16 protein-coding genes are annotated in these 16,212 nt (G+C 74.3%); 13 read left to right on the top strand and 3 right to left on the bottom strand.

The features are described 5' to 3' along the window. Positions 1–12 precede the first annotated feature (12 nt). The gene (locus tag OM98_RS07420; protein ID WP_010533972.1) at positions 13–396 is read right to left on the bottom strand and encodes a cupin domain-containing protein; all 384 of its coding nucleotides are present in this window, start codon (positions 394–396) and stop codon (positions 13–15) included. A gap of 100 nt (positions 397–496) precedes the next feature. On the opposite strand from OM98_RS07420, the gene OM98_RS07425 reads away from it, so the two are divergent. The 4 genes from OM98_RS07425 to OM98_RS07440 are packed head-to-tail and all read left to right on the top strand — an operon-like array spanning position 497 to position 4,801. After that, a complete protein-coding gene (locus OM98_RS07425; protein WP_010533973.1) occupies positions 497–1,003 on the top strand; it encodes a YraN family protein in 507 nt (168 codons plus the stop codon). Position 1,004: 1 nt separating this feature from the next. After that, complete coding sequence (locus tag OM98_RS07430; protein WP_010533974.1) at positions 1,005–2,567, top strand: YifB family Mg chelatase-like AAA ATPase; 1,563 nt, start codon at positions 1,005–1,007, stop codon at positions 2,565–2,567. After that, positions 2,564–3,769 carry a DNA-processing protein DprA gene (dprA, locus tag OM98_RS07435; protein ID WP_010533975.1) on the top strand — a complete coding sequence of 402 codons (1,206 nt, stop codon included), beginning with the start codon at positions 2,564–2,566 and terminating at the stop codon, positions 3,767–3,769. The genes OM98_RS07430 and dprA overlap by 4 nt, the downstream gene beginning before the upstream one ends. A 33-nt stretch (positions 3,770–3,802) precedes the next feature. Further along, entirely contained in the window at positions 3,803–4,801 is a 999-nt protein-coding gene (locus OM98_RS07440) for a tyrosine recombinase XerC (RefSeq protein ID WP_010533976.1), read from the top strand. On the opposite strand, the gene OM98_RS07445 is transcribed toward OM98_RS07440, so the two are convergent. Beyond that, positions 4,749–5,270 (bottom strand): M23 family metallopeptidase, encoded by a 522-nt coding sequence (locus tag OM98_RS07445; RefSeq protein WP_245528749.1) that lies wholly within the window; start codon positions 5,268–5,270, stop codon positions 4,749–4,751. The genes OM98_RS07440 and OM98_RS07445 overlap by 53 nt on opposite strands. Positions 5,271–6,011: 741 nt before the next feature. Between OM98_RS07445 and rpsB the strand changes: the two genes are divergently transcribed. From rpsB to OM98_RS07490, 9 genes are all read left to right on the top strand, one after another. Further along, the gene (gene rpsB, locus OM98_RS07450) at positions 6,012–6,902 is read left to right on the top strand and encodes a 30S ribosomal protein S2 (RefSeq protein WP_010533978.1); all 891 of its coding nucleotides are present in this window, start codon (positions 6,012–6,014) and stop codon (positions 6,900–6,902) included. A gap of 93 nt (positions 6,903–6,995) precedes the next feature. After that, on the top strand, positions 6,996–7,820 hold the full coding sequence (gene tsf, locus OM98_RS07455) for a translation elongation factor Ts (RefSeq protein WP_010533979.1): 825 nt from the start codon (positions 6,996–6,998) through the stop codon (positions 7,818–7,820). Between the two features lie 131 nt (positions 7,821–7,951). Then, positions 7,952–8,707: a UMP kinase gene (pyrH, locus tag OM98_RS07460; RefSeq protein WP_010533980.1), complete on the top strand. Its 756-nt coding sequence runs from the start codon at positions 7,952–7,954 to the stop codon at positions 8,705–8,707. A 119-nt stretch (positions 8,708–8,826) separates the two neighbouring features. After that, positions 8,827–9,393 carry a ribosome recycling factor gene (frr, locus tag OM98_RS07465; protein ID WP_010533981.1) on the top strand — a complete coding sequence of 189 codons (567 nt, stop codon included), beginning with the start codon at positions 8,827–8,829 and terminating at the stop codon, positions 9,391–9,393. Positions 9,394–9,436: 43 nt separating this feature from the next. Next, a complete protein-coding gene (locus tag OM98_RS07470; protein WP_010533982.1) occupies positions 9,437–10,402 on the top strand; it encodes a phosphatidate cytidylyltransferase in 966 nt (321 codons plus the stop codon). Continuing rightward, positions 10,399–11,697 (top strand): dual-specificity RNA methyltransferase RlmN, encoded by a 1,299-nt coding sequence (rlmN, locus tag OM98_RS07475; RefSeq protein WP_010533983.1) that lies wholly within the window; start codon positions 10,399–10,401, stop codon positions 11,695–11,697. The genes OM98_RS07470 and rlmN overlap by 4 nt, the downstream gene beginning before the upstream one ends. A gap of 85 nt (positions 11,698–11,782) precedes the next feature. Continuing rightward, complete coding sequence (locus OM98_RS07480) at positions 11,783–12,331, top strand: hypothetical protein (RefSeq protein WP_010533984.1); 549 nt, start codon at positions 11,783–11,785, stop codon at positions 12,329–12,331. Between the two features lie 40 nt (positions 12,332–12,371). Continuing rightward, complete coding sequence (locus OM98_RS07485) at positions 12,372–13,709, top strand: M50 family metallopeptidase (RefSeq protein ID WP_010533985.1); 1,338 nt, start codon at positions 12,372–12,374, stop codon at positions 13,707–13,709. 167 nt (positions 13,710–13,876) lie between these two features. After that, entirely contained in the window at positions 13,877–14,737 is an 861-nt protein-coding gene (locus OM98_RS07490; protein WP_010533986.1) for a GNAT family N-acetyltransferase, read from the top strand. Between the two features lie 27 nt (positions 14,738–14,764). Here OM98_RS07490 and OM98_RS07495 read toward each other — a convergent pair whose 3' ends face one another. After that, positions 14,765–16,045 (bottom strand): glycoside hydrolase family 15 protein, encoded by a 1,281-nt coding sequence (locus tag OM98_RS07495; protein ID WP_010533987.1) that lies wholly within the window; start codon positions 16,043–16,045, stop codon positions 14,765–14,767. Positions 16,046–16,212 lie beyond the last annotated feature (167 nt).

The following is a 16,212-nucleotide window of genomic DNA, read 5'->3' on the forward strand; positions in this document are numbered from 1 at the left end:
GCGCCGCGGGCATCACGGGAGCTCGCGCAGTGGGGACGTGAGATCGCCTCCGGCGTCACCGGTGTTGATCGCCCCGGCGCGCTCGATGGGGATCGCCTGGGCACCCTCGGTCGGGACCGGGCAGTGTTCCACGCCGCGGGGGACCACGAAGACCTCCTGCGGGCCCGGCACCACGTTCCCGTCGCGCCGCTGGATCGTCACCTCGCCCTGGATCACGTGGAACAGCTCATCGGTCCCGGGATGCGTGTGCCAGACGAACTCGCCCGGCAGCGACACCACCTTCACCTCGTGATCGTTCAGGCTCGCCAGGCGGTGCGGTTGCCAGGGGCCGGGAAGCTGCGTGAGGGCTTCCTCGACGTTGCAGGGTCCGGGAGCTCGGGTCTCGGGGATTTCCATGCGGGGATCGTAGCCACCCGCTGGTCCTCCCCATTGGTGGGGTGTCCCCAGAATCGTGCAAGGCCTCGCCACGCAGCGCGCGGGCCCGAAGGCTGGGGGCATGGACACCGCCCCCGCCTCCGATCCTCGTCTCTCCTCCGATCCGCCCCTCGCCCCCGCGACCGCTTCGCCCCCGGCTCCCGGCTCCCGACGACGGCCCCCGCCCCCGGCTCCCGACGACGCCCCGGAGCTGCCCCGTCCCGTGCGGCGGATGACCAGCGGGGAGCTCGGCCGGATGGGGGAGACGCTCGCCGCGCACCGGCTGCGCGCCCTGGGCTGGCAGATCGTCGCCCGCAACCTGCGCCTGGGCCGCTCCGGCGAGATCGACGTGGTGGCGCTGGACGGCGAGACCCTCGTCTTCCTCGAGGTGAAGACCCGTCGCAGCTACGTCACCGGGGTGCCGCAGGCCGCCGTCACCCCGCGCAAGCTCGCCCGGCTGCGGCAGCTCGTGGGCCGCTACCTGATGGAGCACTCCACGCCGCACCGGGACGTGCGGATCGACGTGATCGCCGTGCACGCCCATGGGGACGACACCTGCACCGTGGAGCATCTGCGGGCGGTGGGCTGAGATGGGCCACGCCCGCACCCTGTCGATGTCCCTCACCGGCCTGGAAGGCACCCTGGTGGAGGTCGAGGCCGACGTCGCTCCCGGCCTGCCCGCCTTCCACCTGGTGGGGCTGCCGGACTCCTCGACGCTGCAGGCACGGGAACGGGTGCGGGCCGCCGCCGCGCACGTCGGCTGCGCGCTCGCCCCGCGACGACTCACGGTGAACCTGATCCCGGCCTGGCGGCCCAAGCACGGCACCGGATTCGACCTCGCCATCGCCCTGGCGGTCCTCGCCGCCCAGGGCGCCCTGCCCGGTGCCGGCCCGGGCGGCGGACTGGACTCGACACTTCTGCTGGGGGAGCTGGGCCTGGACGGACGCCTGCGGCCGGTGCCCGGGGTCCTCCCGGCCCTGATCGCCGCCCGAGCCCAGGGCATCGCCCGCGCCGTGGTGCCCGCCGCGAACCTCGCCGAGGCCCGCCTGGTGGAGGGACTGGAGGCGGACGCCGCCGAGGACCTGGGGGAGCTGCTGCACCGCTTCGGCGCGGACGTCCCCGCGGGTGGCTCCGGCCCCGCCGCCCTGGCCCCGCCGCCGGTCGATGACGACCCGAGCGAGGACACCCCGGGCCCGGACGGTCCCGATTTCGCCGACGTGATCGGGCAGCGGCAGGCACGCCGCGCGGCCGAGGTCGCCGCCGCGGGCGGACACCACCTGCTGATGGTCGGCCCGCCCGGCTCGGGCAAGACGATGATCGCCTCCCGCCTGCCCGGGATCCTGCCGGGGCTCGAGCTGGAGGACGCCCTCACGGTCTCCGCGATCCACTCCGTGGCCGGACACTTCGACGCCGCCCGGGGCCTGCGCCGTCGCCCTCCCTTCGAGAGTCCCCATCACAGCGCCACCCCCGCGGCGGTGGTCGGCGGCGGGGCGGGCATCGCCGGGCCCGGCGCGATCTCCCGCGCCCACGCCGGGGTGCTCTTCCTCGATGAGGCCCCCGAATTCCCCGCCCGGGTGCTGGAGGCGCTGCGCGAACCCCTGGAGACCGGCGACATCACCCTGCACCGTGCCCGCGGCGTCGCCCGCTACCCGGCCCGCTTCCAGCTGGTGCTCGCCGCCAACCCGTGCCCCTGCGGGATGGCGGTCGGCAAGGGCACCGACTGCACCTGCACCCCGCTGCAGCGTCGGCGCTACCTCGCACGGCTCTCCGGCCCGGTGAAGGACCGCATCGACATGCGCATCGAGGTGCCCGCGGTGGACGTGCACGCGGTCGGCGGCGCCACGGGGGAGACGAGCGCCGCGATCGCCGCACGGGTCGCGACGGCCCGGGACCGGCAGCGGCGACGCTTCGCCGGTCGCTCCTGGGCCCTGAACGCGCAGCTGCCCGGGCCGAGCCTGCGCGGCGAGTTCGCCCCCGAGGCCGGGGACCGTCGACTGCTGGACCGGGCCGTGGAGACCGGGCGCCTCACCCTGCGCGGACACGACCGGGTGCTGCGCCTGGCCTGGACGATCGCCGACCTCGACGGGCACGAGCGGCCCACCGCCGAGCACATCGGGGAAGCCCTCACCCTCCGTGAAGGAGACCGCCCATGACCACTGCGCACCGACCCCTCGGCGCGGCCGCGTCGCCGGAGCACCGCGCCCGGGTCACCTGGTCCCTGCTGGCCGAGCCCTCCGACGCGATGGCCCTGCACACCTGCCGCCTGCTCGGCGCGGCCGAGGCCCTCGCCCTGGTACGCCGCGCCACCGCCACCGACCTCGCCCGCGCCATCGGCGACACCCTGCCCCGGGACGCCACCGAAGCCGCCTCCCCGGAGCCCGCCGAACGCTCCCGCCTGGCCCTGGAACGCTGGCGCCGCCGCGCCGAGGGCCTGGACGTCGCCGCGGTCCTGGCTGACGCGGCCGAGCGGGGCATCCGCACCGTGGTGCCCGGCGAGGAGGAATGGCCTCCGCGCCTCGACGACCTGCAGGAGAGCGCTCCGCACTGCCTCTGGCTCAGCGGCCCCGGCCACCTCGGAGCGCTCGTCGATCCGCCGACCCTCGCGCTGGTCGGCTCGCGCGCCAGCACCCCCTACGGCGAGGACACCGCCACCTCCCTCGCCGCCGGGCTGGCCGCCCGCGGTGGCACCGTCGTCTCCGGCGGCGCCTACGGCATCGACGCCGCCGCCCATCGCGGGGCCCTCGCCCCCGAGGAGGGCGCGACGGTGGCCGTCCTCGCCGGGGGCCTGGACCGGCTCTACCCCCGCGGCAACACCACGCTGCTGCGGGAGATCCGGGACCGGCACCTGCTGGTGGGGGAGGCACCGCCGGGCACCGCCCCCACCCGCTGGCGCTTCCTGGCTCGCAACCGTCTGATCGCGGCCCTGTCCGGCGCGGTCGTGGTGGTGGAGGCGAACTGGCGCTCGGGGGCGTTGAACACGGCCCGGCACGCCGATGAGCTGTCCCGCCCGGTGGGGGCGGTGCCCGGCCCGGTGTCCTCCGCGGCCAGCGCCGGCTGTCACCGGCTGGTGCGGGAGCGCGGTGCGGTGCTGGTCACCGACCTGCCCGAGGCGCTCGAGCTGATGTCCGGCATCGCGCCGGGGGAGGAGCCTCCCGTGCAGGACGAGCTGGACCTGCTGGAGCCCGCGGACCGACGGGTGCTGGACGCGGTGCCGCCCCGCTCCACCGCGAGCCCCGCCCACCTGGCGCGGGAGACGGGCATCGACCCCGCCCGGGTCGAGGCGGCCGTGGCCCGGCTGTCCCTGCTCGGTCTGGTCGAGACCGTCGGGGAGCGGGTGCGTCGGGCCCGTCGATGATGACGCCCTTCGGCGGTGCGCGATGATGGGGGCATGAGCGAGGAGAGGGACAGGCCGCGTGAGGACGCCGCGCTGCTGGACGCCTTTGTCGACCATCTGCGTCTCGAGCGCGGACGCTCCGAGCACACCCTGCGCGCCTATCGCCGTGAGGCCGCCGACCTCCTGACCCACCTGCGCGCGGCCGAGCGGATCGAGGTCACCGAGGTGGACGTGGCGGCACTGCGCTCCTGGCTGTCGGCGCGCGCGGAGACCGGCGCAGCCGCGCCCACCCTGGCCCGCTCGGCCGCCGCCGCGCGCACCTTCGTCACCTGGCTCGCCACCACCGGTCGCATCCCGCACGACGTCGGCGGCCGCCTGCGCGCGCCGCGCCGCGGACGCCACCTGCCCACCGTGCTCAGCACCGCCCAGGCCGGCGACCTCTTGGACGCGCATCGCCAGCCACCTCCCGCCGACACCGCCGACCCATCAGCCGCCACCGCTCCGGGTACGAAGGAGAGCGCGGACCCGCAGGCGCAGGCCGTGCGCCTGCGGGACGCCGCGGTGCTCGAGCTGCTCTACTCCTCCGGGCTGCGGGTCTCCGAGCTGGTGGCACTGGACCGGGACGGCATCGACCGCGCCGAGGCCACCGTCCGCGTGCTCGGCAAGGGCGCGAAGGAGCGGGTCGTCCCCGTCGGCCGACCCGCCGTCGCCGCCCTCGACGACTGGGAGCAGCAGGGGCGCCCCGTCCTCGCCGCCGTCGCCGGCGCGGCTCCGGGGGACGCCCTGTTCCTCGGGGTGCGCGGCCGCCGCCTCGGTGATCGCGCCGTGCGGGACATCGTGGACCGCTGGGCCCGGGACGCCGGCATCGCCCGCCACGTCTCCCCGCACACCCTGCGCCACAGCGCCGCCACCCATCTCGTCGAGGGCGGCGCCGACCTGCGCAGCGTCCAGGACTTCCTCGGGCACTCCTCACTCGCGACCACGCAGATCTACACGCACGTCAGCGCCGAGCGCCTCCGCCGCACCGTCGAGCAGGCGCACCCCCGCGCCTGAGCCGCGCGGCGCTCGACGCTCCTGCCGGTACCGCCGCCGTCAGCGGGGGACCGGTGCCCCGATCGCCCTCCCAGGGAAGCAGCACGCTCGGCCCCCACAGCCCCAGCAGCAGCGCCGGGTCCAGGTAGTCATGGCCGCGACGCGCCCCCAGGTGCAGGCACAGCTCCGGCGCGCAGTGCGAGGCCCCTGCCGCGTCGGCGACGGTGCCCAGCAGGTCCCCGGTCTCCACCCGGTCGCCCTCCGCCACGGCAGCGTCCACCGACTCATAGGTGGACAGCAGCCCGTCCGCGTGGACCACCGAGACCGTGCCCCGCCCCGCCACCGTCCCCGCGAAGCGCACCGTGCCCGCCTCGACGGCCCGCACCTCCGTCCCCGCCTCCACCGGCCCCAGGTCCAGGCCCCGATGCCCCGCCGCATAGCGGTGCTCCGGCGCCTCGAAGGGCGCCGCCACCGGGGGCGGCCCCGCCACGGGCCACCGCCAGCGCGGCCCCTCGGCGCCGCCCGACGCCATCGCGAGCAGCAGTCCCAGAGCCAGGGCGGACGCGGCTGCGACGATCCGGGGGAGTCCCCGGCCGCGCGTCGGGGGATCGTGCGGGCCCTTCCGGGTGCGCGCAACCGGCACTGATGGCCGGGGGACGGCTGCTGCGACAACCACGACCGCGCGCGCGGACGGTGGGTGGGTGACGGCGGGTGAGAAGGAGCGGACGGATCGTGGCGAGAGGGCATCCATCCCTCCATCGCAGACCGCCGGAGCCCACCCGGCCAGCCCGGCTGGCGAACGGGGGACCATGGGCCGTTGGGGAGGACCCGCGCCCCGCGAGGGAAGCCCCTCGACGGGTACCCGACCGACCCCGATGCGCCGGGCCGGGGTGACGCATCACGCGCGCTCCCGTGTCGGGGCGTCGGATAGACTGGCAACAGCATCCGCTGGGTCCGCAGTCGTGGTTTCGCTGTGTATCCCACTGCATCCCTGTGCTCCGTGCCCGGCAGATGACTTCGCGTGCCCACCAGGGCCCGCCGGCCGACGGTCCCCGTCCGCCCCGCAGCGAGCTCCGGCCCGCCGCGAGGATCCGGGGCGGCCTGCGATCCCGGGCACCAGGCCTCGCACCGACCGGTGGCGGGGGACAACCGAGAAAGCAGGTCCTGCGCGAGGACCACGGACGCCCCGCGGGGCGCGTCGTGCGAGCCCAGGGCCAGAGAAGGAACGATCATGGCAGTCGTCACCATGCGCCAGCTCCTCGAGAGCGGCGTCCACTTCGGGCACCAGACCCGTCGCTGGAACCCCAAGATGCGCCGCTTCATCTTCACCGAGCGCAACGGCATCTACATCGTCGACCTCATGCAGACCCTGTCGTACATCGACAAGGCCTACGACTTCGTCAAGCAGACCGTCGCCCACGGCGGCACCCTGCTGTTCGTCGGCACCAAGAAGCAGGCCCAGGAGTCGATCCAGGAGCAGGCCACCCGCGTGGGCATGCCCTACGTGACCCACCGCTGGCTGGGCGGCATGCTCACCAACCTGCAGACCGTCTCCGCGCGCGTGAACCGCCTCAAGGAGCTCGAGCAGATCGACTTCGACGATGTGGCCTCCTCCGGCCGCACCAAGAAGGAGCTGCTGATGATGCGCCGCGAGAAGGACAAGCTCGAGAAGACCCTCGGCGGCATCCGCGACATGGGCAAGGCCCCCAGCGCCGTCTGGATCGTGGACACCAACAAGGAGCACCTCGCCGTCGACGAGGCGCAGAAGCTGAACATCCCGATCGTCGCGATCCTGGACACCAACTGCGATCCCGACGAGGTCGCCTACCCGATCCCGGGCAACGACGACGCGATCCGCTCCGTCACCCTGCTGACCCGCGTCATCGCCGATGCCGTGGCCGCCGGGCTGCAGGAGCGCTACGCCAAGTCCGAGGGCGGGGAGAAGAACGTCTCCGCCGTCGACGCGGAGCCCCTGGCCGAGTGGGAGCGCGAGCTGCTCGAGCAGTCCGAGACCCAGCAGCAGGACGCCCCGGCCGAGGAGTCGGTGGCCGCCGAGTCCACCGAGGCCCCCGCCGAGGAGACCCCCGCCGCCGAGTCCACCGAGGCCCCGGCCGCCGAGTGATCCCCCGGGTCGGGGGCGGCGATCCCGCCCCCGACCCCACCCGGGCGCCTGCGCGCCCGCCCCTCATTCACCCCCTCCATCAGGAAGAGGACCATGGCTAACTACACGGCAGCCGACATCAAGGAGATCCGCGAGACCACCGGCGCGGGCATGCTCGACGTCAAGAAGGCGCTCGACGAGGCCGACGGCGACAAGGCCAAGGCCGTCGAGCTGATCCGCGTCAAGGGCCTCAAGGGCATCGCCAAGCGCGAGTCCCGCGACGCCTCCGAGGGCCTCGTGGCCGTCGACGTGCGCGACGCCGAGGGCGGCCAGACCGGCACCCTCGTCGAGATCAACTGCGAGACCGACTTCGTGGCCAAGAACGACAGGTTCGTCGCCCTGGGCGACGAGGCCGTGGCCGCGGCCGTCGAGTCCGGCGCCACCGAGCCCGCGCAGCTCGCCGAGACCCCCTTCGGCGAGGCGCTGACCACCGCCGGCGCCACCATGGGCGAGAAGATCGAGGTGCGTCGCATCGGCCGCGTCACCGGCGAGGTCGTCACCTCCTACATGCACCGCACCAACAAGGACCTGCCCCCGCAGGTCGGCGTGATCGTCGCCTCCGACGCCGCAGGCGCCGAGGTGGCCCGGGACGTGGCGATGCACATCGCCGCCTACTCCCCGGCCTTCCTCACCCGCGACGAGGTCCCCGCCGAGACGGTCGAGAACGAGCGTCGCATCGCCGAGGAGACCGCGAAGAACGAGGGCAAGCCCGAGAAGGCGCTGCCCAAGATCGTCGAGGGCCGCCTCAACGGCTTCTTCAAGGAGAACGTGCTGCTGGACCAGGCGTTCGCCAAGGACCCGAAGCAGACCGTCGGCAAGGTCATCGAGGCCGCCGGCGGCACCGTGACCGGTTTCGTCCGGTTCCGCGTCGGCAACTGACATCCCGCCGGCCGCCCCCGGGCGGCCGGACCGGCCCGCGTGAGCGTGGCCACCAGCTCGCGGCCCCGCACCATCGGTGCGGGGCCGCGTCGGTATCATCGGCCGGGAGCCCGCCGCCTGGAAGGACCCCCATGACCCAGACCATCACCTCGCAGATCCCCGTCCTGCCGAGGAAGGAGGACGGTCGTCGCGTCCTCCTCAAGCTCTCCGGCGAGGCCTTCGGCGGCGGCGCCGTGGGCGTGGACCCCGACATCGTCTCCCGCATCGCCGGGGAGATCGCCGAGGGCGTCACCCAGGGCGTCGAGTGCGCCGTCGTCGTCGGCGGCGGCAACTTCTTCCGCGGCGCCGAGCTGTCCCAGCGCGGCATGGACCGCCGCCGCGCCGACTACATGGGCATGCTCGGCACCGTGATGAACTGCCTGGCCCTGCAGGACTTCCTGGAGCAGAAGGGCATCTCCACCCGCGTGCAGACCGCCATCACCATGGGCCAGGTCGCCGAGCCGTACCTGCCGCTGCGTGCCGTGCGCCACCTCGAGAAGGGCCGCGTCGTGATCTTCGGCGCCGGCGCCGGCATGCCCTACTTCTCCACCGACACCGTCGCCGTGCAGCGCGCGCTGGAGATCGGCTGCCAGGAGGTGCTGATGGCCAAGAACGGCGTGGACGGCGTCTACACCGCGGACCCCCGCAAGGACCCCGACGCCACCAAGATCGAGCACATCACCTACAACGACGCCCTGCAGCGCGGCCTCAAGGTGGTCGACGCGACCGCCTTCAGCCTCTGCATGGACAACGCCCAGCCGATGATGGTCTTCGGCCTGGACGACCCGGGCGCCATCACCCGCGCGATGGTCGGCGACCGCATCGGCACCGTCGTCACCGGCGGCTGAGCGCCTCCACCCGCAGCGCGCCGCGGACCGACGAAGCCCGGCCCGCGGCGCACCCCGGTCCCGCCCCGCGTGCGGGACAATGGACCCCACACCCCGAGAACCTCGCGAGGAGCAGCGACATGAGCGATGACATCCCTGGCATCCTGAAGGACGCCGAGTCGAAGATGGCCAAGACCATCGACGTGACCAAGGAGGAGTTCTCCGCGATCCGCACCGGCCGCGCGAACGCCGCCATGTTCCAGGGCATCACCGTCGAGTACTACGGCGCGCCCACCCCGCTGAACCAGCTCGCCTCCCTGCAGTTCCCCGAGGCCCGCACCGTCATCGTCACCCCCTACGACAAGACGGCGATGGGGGCCATCGAGACCGCCCTGCGCGACTCCGACCTCGGCGTGAACCCCGCCAACAACGGCGACACCCTGCGCATCGTGCTGCCGGCCCTGACCGAGGAGCGCCGCCGCGAGTACGTCAAGCTCGCCAAGACCAAGGCCGAGGACGGCCGGGTGGCCGTGCGCGGCACCCGCGGCAACGCCAAGAAGGCCATCGAGAAGCTGGTCAAGGACAAGGAGATCGGCGAGGACGAGGGCGCGCGCGCCGAGAAGGAGCTCGAGGCCGTCACCAAGAAGCACGTCGAGCAGGTCGACGAGGCGCTGGCCGCCAAGGAGACCGAGCTGACCACCGTCTGATCCTCCGCCCCGCGCCGACACCCACGCCAGGAGCCTTCGCGCCGTGAGCACGCCGTCCTCCAGTCGACCGACCGCCCCGAGCAGCTTCGGGGCGGTCATCGGCGAGCCCGACGACGAGCTGCTCGAGGAGGACACCGCCCAGTCGCAGGCGGCGGGCGCCGAGGTCGCGGAGGACGAGGCGCCCCCGGCGGAGCCGAAGCGCCGCGGACCCGGACGGAACCTGCCGGCCGCGATCGCCGTGGGCCTCGGCCTCGGCGCGCTGCTGGTCGGCACCCTGTTCCTGCTGCCGCAGGCCTTCCCGGCGCTCGCGGCCCTCGCCTTCGTGCTCGCCATGATCGAGCTGATCCGCGCGCTCGGCGAGGGCGGGCTGCGGGTGCCGCCGGTGCCGCTGCTGGTCGGCGTGGTCGGGATGGTGGTCTCCACCGTGGTGCTCGGCGCCGACGGGCTGCTGATCGCCACCGCCGCCGCGGTCTGCGTGCTGATCCTGTGGCGGGTGACCGAGTCGATGGGGCTGACCGCCCTGCGCGACGTCGCCGGGGGCGTGTTCGCCCTGGCCTGGGTGCCCTTCCTGGGCTGCTTCACGATCCTGCTGCTGGAGCGCGAGAACGGCCCGATGCTGGTGTTCCTCGCGATCCTGGTGCCGGTGGGCAACGACGTCGGCGGCTACATCACCGGCGTGCTGTTCGGCGCCCACCCGATGGCCCCGTCGATCAGCCCCAAGAAGAGCTGGGAGGGCTTCGCCGGCTCCCTGCTGCTCGGCGTGGGCAGCGCCGTTGCGCTGTCCGTGCTCGCCCTGGACCTGCCCTGGTGGATCGGCGCCGTCATCGGCGTCGTGCTCGTCGTCATCGCCACCTGCGGCGACTTCTGCGAGTCCCTGCTCAAGCGCGACCTCGGCATCAAGGACATGGGCCACCTGCTGCCCGGCCACGGCGGCATCCTGGACCGCATCGACTCCATGCTGCTGGCCGCCCCCACCACATTCATCCTCCTGGAGGTGCTGCTGCCATGAGCCAGACCCCGCCCGCCGCGAGCGGAACCGACTCGGTCACCGCCCTGCCCCAGCCCCGCGTCGGCAACCCCGACCTCTCCCGCGAGGCCGTGCCCGGGGAGAAGATCGCGCTCGCGCCCGGCCAGCTGCAGCTGCGTCCCACCCGCCGCGGCAAGCCGCCGGCGCATCTGGCCGACCTGACCATGGCCGAGCGCATCGAGGCCGTCACCGAGATGGGACTGCCCGGCTACCGCGCCAAGCAGCTCTCCGTGCACTACTTCGAGCGGTACACCACCGACCCGGCCGACCTCACGGACCTGCCGCAGGATCGCCGCCAGGAGCTGGTGGACCGCTTCTTCCCGACGCTGCTGACGCCCGTCTCCCGGCAGTCCGCCGACCACGGCGCCACCCAGAAGTTCCTCTGGCAGCTCTTCGACGGCTCCATGGTCGAGTCGGTGCTGATGCGCTACAGCGACCGCGTCACCCTGTGCATCTCCTCCGAGGCCGGCTGCGGCATGAACTGCCCCTTCTGCGCCACCGGCCAGATGGGCCTGACCCGCAACCTCTCCACCGCCGAGATCCTCGAGCAGGTGCGCATCGCCAACCACCTGCTGGCCACCGACCAGCTGCCCGGCGGCACCGGCCGCGTCTCCAACATCGTGTTCATGGGCATGGGGGAGCCGCTGGCCAACTACCGGCCCGTCGCCACCGTCTGCAAGCGCCTGAACGCCCCCGGCCCCGAGGGTTTCGGCATGAGCGCCCGCCACATCACCGTCTCCACCGTGGGCCTGGCCCCGGCGGTGCGGAAGCTGGTCAAGGAGCAGATCCCGGTCACCCTCGCGGTGAGCCTGCACGCCCCCGACGACGCCCTGCGCGACGAGCTGGTGCCGATCAACACCCGCTTCGACGTCGACGAGATCCTCGATGCCGCCCACGAGTACTTCGAGGCCACCGGCCGCCGGGTCAGCATCGAGTACGCCCTGATCCGGGACATCAACGACCAGGCCCATCGGGCGGCCCTGCTGGCCGAGCGGCTGATCGAGCACGGCGGCGCCCACTGGGTGCACGTGAACCCGATCCCGCTGAACCCCGTCAAGGGCTCCAAGTGGACCGCCTCGGACCCGCTGGTGGAGAAGCAGTTCGTGCAGACCCTGCGCGACCACGGCATCTCCGCCACCATCCGCGACACCCGCGGCTCGGACATCGACGGCGCCTGCGGGCAGCTCGCCGCGGAGGTCATCGAGTCCGACTCCCACCGCGAGGACCGCGAGGCCCGGGTGGCGCGCGTCGAGGCCGTGGCCGGCGCCGTCTCCTGACCCGCGTGGCCTGCACGGCCGCGCCAGCCCGCCCCGTTAGAGTGGGGGAGCGAATCCGCCCTCCCGGGCCAGAAAGGACCCCCTGGTGAGCAACTCCTTCGAGCGCGTCTCCCGCTTCAGCGTCGGCTACGACATGAACGAGGTCGATGAGTTCCTGGCCCGCGCCCGCACCGCCTACGAGGGGCGGGAGGCCGACTTCCAGGGCGCCGACATCACCACCGCCAGCTTCGGCACCGAGCGCGGCGGCTACGACATGCGCATCGTCGACGAGGCGCTGGACCGCCTCTCCGATGCCTTTGCCCTGCAGTCGCGGGACGACGCCATCGCCGCCAAGGGCGAGTCGGCCTGGGTGGCGGAGCTGACCGAGCGCGCCGACGTGCTCAAGGAGCGCCTGGAGCGTCCCGCCGGGGAGCGCTTCGCCCCGGCCGCCGCCGGGGAGCCTGCTTACGACAAGTCCGACGTCGACTCCCTGTGCGACCAGCTCGTCGCCTACTTCACGGAGGGCCTGCCGATGAGCGTCGACGACGTGCGCCGGGCCGCCTTCCGCCGCCGCCGCGGAGCCGACGGCTACCGCGAGGCCGTGGTGGACGTCTACCTCGACCATGTCGCGGACGTGATGGCCTCCGTGCCGTGATCCCTGCGATGACCAGGGCCGAGGAGCGGGCGCCGCTCCGATGAGCGTGCTGCTGTTCGCGCTCGGCATCCTCGTCGTCGCCCTCGGGCTGGCGCTGTCGATCGCCCTGCACGAGATCGGGCACCTGGTGCCCGCCAAGGCCTTCGGGGTGCGCGTCACCCAGTACATGATCGGCTTCGGGCCGACGGTCCTCTCCCGCCGCCGCGGGGAGACCGAGTACGGCATCAAGGCGATCCCTCTGGGTGGCTACATCCGCATGATCGGCATGTACCCGCCGCACCGCGGCGAGCCGGCCGGCACCGTCCGCGAGGACTCCACGGGCTTCTTCCAGCAGATGGCCGAGGAGGCCAAGGAGGCGGAGACCGCAGAATACGATCCGGCCGATTCCCACCGCACCTTCGTTGCCCTCTCGGTGCCGAAGAAGCTGGTGGTGATGCTCGGGGGACCGACGATGAACCTGCTGATCTCCGCCGTGCTGATGGGCATCCTGGCCTGCGGCATCGGCCTGCCCGCGGTGACCCCCACCGTGCAGTCCGTCTCCGAGTGCGTGCTGCCGGCGGACGCCCCCGAGGGCACCTCCTGCGAGGGACAGCCGGAGGCCCCCGCGAACGCGGCGGGCATCCTGCCCGGGGACGTGCTGCGCAGCATCGACGGCCAGGAGATCTCCACCTGGGACGACGTCACCACTGCGGTGCGCGGCGCCGGGGACCGTACGGTCGAGGTGGTCGTCGAGCGCGACGGGCAGATGCTCACCCTGGAGGCCACGCCCATCGTCGACGAGCGTCCCGCGCTGGACGAAGATGGCGAGGTGCTCTACGCCGAGGACGGCACCCTGCACACCCAGGAGGTCGGCTTCCTCGGCGTGGCCGGCACCCCGGACCTGGTGCGGCAGTCCCCGGCGGCGGTGCCGGGACTGGTGGGCACCGCCTTCGTGCGCACCGCCGAGATCGTGGTGACCCTGCCGGTGCGGCTGTACGACGTGGCGGTCGCGGCCTTCGGCGGCGGGGAGCGCGACCCGAACGGGCCGCTCGGGGTGGTGGGCGTGTCCCGCCTGGCCGGGGAGGTGGCCTCCGCCGACCAGCCCGGCTTCGAGCTGCGGGAGAAGGTCGGCACCCTGATCTCGATGCTGGCCTCCCTGAACATGGCCCTGTTCGTCTTCAATCTGCTGCCGCTGCTGCCCCTGGACGGCGGGCACGTGGCCGGTGCCCTCGTGGAGGGTGCGCGGCGGAGGATCGCCCGCTGGCGCGGACGCCCCGACCCGGGCCCGGTGGACATCTCCCGGATGCTGCCGGTGACCAACGCCGTCGCGCTCGTCTTCATCGGCATGACCCTGCTGCTGCTCTACGCGGACATCGTCAATCCGATCACCCTGTTCTGACCGTCCGGGGTCCTCGTTCCCGGGAGGGCCCCGTGGCGGGGGGCTGCGGGGCGATAATGGACGGATGCTTCCCGACCCCGCCCCGGCGACCCGCCGTGCGCACCGGCGCCCCGCCGCACGGGCCGTCCGGGGGCGCTGAGGTGGCGATGTTCCGACGGGGGAGCCGCGTGCGCGCCCTGCGCGGCGCCGAGCTGGAGACGGCGCGCCGCCTGGCCCTGCGCGAGCCGGTGGCCAACGCCCTGGCGGGGGCCCGGCTGCTGGACCTCACCCGCCACGGCAGCCCTGGCGCCGAGTTCTCCCTGGCCGGGGAGGAGGGCGCACCCGAGGGGCTGCTCTGGCACGGGGTGAACATCTCCCCGCTCACGGCGACCGACCGCGCCCTCGAGGACTTCGGCCGCCATCTGGCCGGAGGTCCGCGCCGCGCGAGCTCCGTGGTGGGGCCGCGCCGGGCGGTGGAGCGGCTGTGGGCGCCGCTCGGGGACGCCTGGAGCCCGCAGGTGCGCGAGTACCGCTGGAGCCAGCCGCTGCTGCTGGCCGATCCCGCCCCGACCGCCGACCCCGACACAGGGGAGTCCCCCGAGCCCTCCTCGGCGGGACCGGCCGGGCTGCGCCCCGCCCGGGCGGGGGAGGAGGCCGCGGTCTTCCCGGCCTCGGTCGCGATGTTCCGCGAGGAGGTGGGCATGGACCCGACCCGTGGCGACGGCGGACGCTCCTACGGCCGCCGGGTCGCGGACCTGGTCCGTGCGGGCCGCACCTACGTGGTGATGGAGGCGGGCCGCGTGGTCTTCAAGGCCGACGTCGGCGCGGTGTTCGGTCCGGTGGCGCAGATCCACGGGGTATGGGTGCGGCCCGACCGGCGCAGCCACGGCCTGGGCCGGACGGCGATGGCGGAGCTGGCGACCCTGGTGCGCCGCGACCACGCCCCGCAGGTCTCCCTCTACGTCAACGCCTACAACGAGGCGGCCCGCCGCGCCTACGCCGCCGCCGGATACCGCCAGGTCGGTGAGCTCAGCACGATCCTGTTCTGACGTGCTCGCGGACACCGGGGCACGGGCTCAGGCGGGGGCGTCGGCGGGCAGCTGCGCGTCGAGGGCGAGCAGCGTGTTCGCGGCGGTCCAGGCCAGCGGGGCGACCGCGGCGGGGCGGCCGTCGAACAGCACCTTCTCCGGCAGGGAGCCCTCGGAGGTGCGGTGGGCGTCCAGCCAGTCCAGCACGCCGCCCGCGTCATCCGCGGCGCCGAGGCGGGCGAAGGCCAGGCAGAGCAGGCTGGTCGAGGGCGTCCAGGAGATGCCGTCGTGCTTCCAGCGGGCGCCCGGGGCGATGCCCCCGGCGTGGCGCGCCAGCTCCTGCTGCATCGCGCGCAGGGCCGTGACGTCGGTGTGCTCGACATCCCCGGTCGCCCCCAGCAGCGCCAGCGCCGAGTCCGCCCCGCCGCGGCGGGGGTAGCGCTGCATGCCGCGGGCGCCGAAGGTGTCCCCGAGCAGGACCGACTGCGCCTGGGCGGAGCCCGCCGCGGCGATCGCGCCCGCCGGGTCGAGCGTCTCCACGGCGCGCAGCCCCGCCAGGGTCGCGGCCGCCACCCCCAGCGTGACCGTGCGTTCGGGCACCTCCCAGTAGTCGGGGGAGGCCGGTGGCAGCACCGTGCCGCCGCGGGTGGTCTCGTGCAGGAGGGCCCCGGAGCGGTCGATCAGCGGCTCCAGCCGGGTCAGCGCCGACGATCGGGCCGCCTCGTCGAGGCTCGCGACGACCTCTCCGGCGGCCCACAGCAGCAGCCCCGCCCCGTCGAACTGGGGGGAACGGCCGTCGGGGGCGTTCGCCGTGCCCGGCACGTAGCGCGCCTCGAACCAGGCGCCGGGCTCCTGCAGCCCCTGCAGGTGCGCCAGGACCTCCAGGGCCCGTTCACGATGCCCCACCCGGGCCAGGGCCACGGCGCAGAAGGCGGCGTCCCGGGGCCAGACGAAGCGCCAGTTCCGGGACCATCCCGCCACGGGCGCGGGCAGGCCGTCCTGCAGCACCCAGAGGTCCGCGAGAGCCGCCTCGGCCAGCTCCCGCCGACCCGGGTCCAGACGTTCCCGCCAGGCCGCCGTGCCCGCGGCGAACTCCTCCGCGCGGGCGGACACCGCCGCCCCGGTGGGCACCGTCGCCAGCAGACGCGTGCCCGGGTGCAGGGCGCCGCCCTCGCCGCGTCCGCCGATCAGGCGGCGTCGACCGTCCGCGTCCATCGCCACGGTGCCGGAGTACAGCGGCACGACGGTGCGGGGGTCCACCGCCCGGTGCCGCAGCCGCCAGGCGCTCGCGCCCAGGCCTGCGGCGAGCAGGGGTGCCCCCAGCAGCACTGCGCGTCGGCGCGGGGAGCGGGTCGCCCGGTCTGCCGGGGCTGGCCTCGCGAGGTCGGTCTGCGGTTCGGGCTCCGGGGGCGTCGAGGCGCGGGGCGCGGACCCTCGGCCCGGTCTCGACATGCCGGCCATCGCCCCTCCTGCCTCAGCTCGTGCCCCACCCCTGC

Source organism: Brachybacterium squillarum M-6-3, from assembly GCF_000225825.1.
Lineage (GTDB): Bacteria > Actinomycetota > Actinomycetes > Actinomycetales > Dermabacteraceae > Brachybacterium > Brachybacterium squillarum.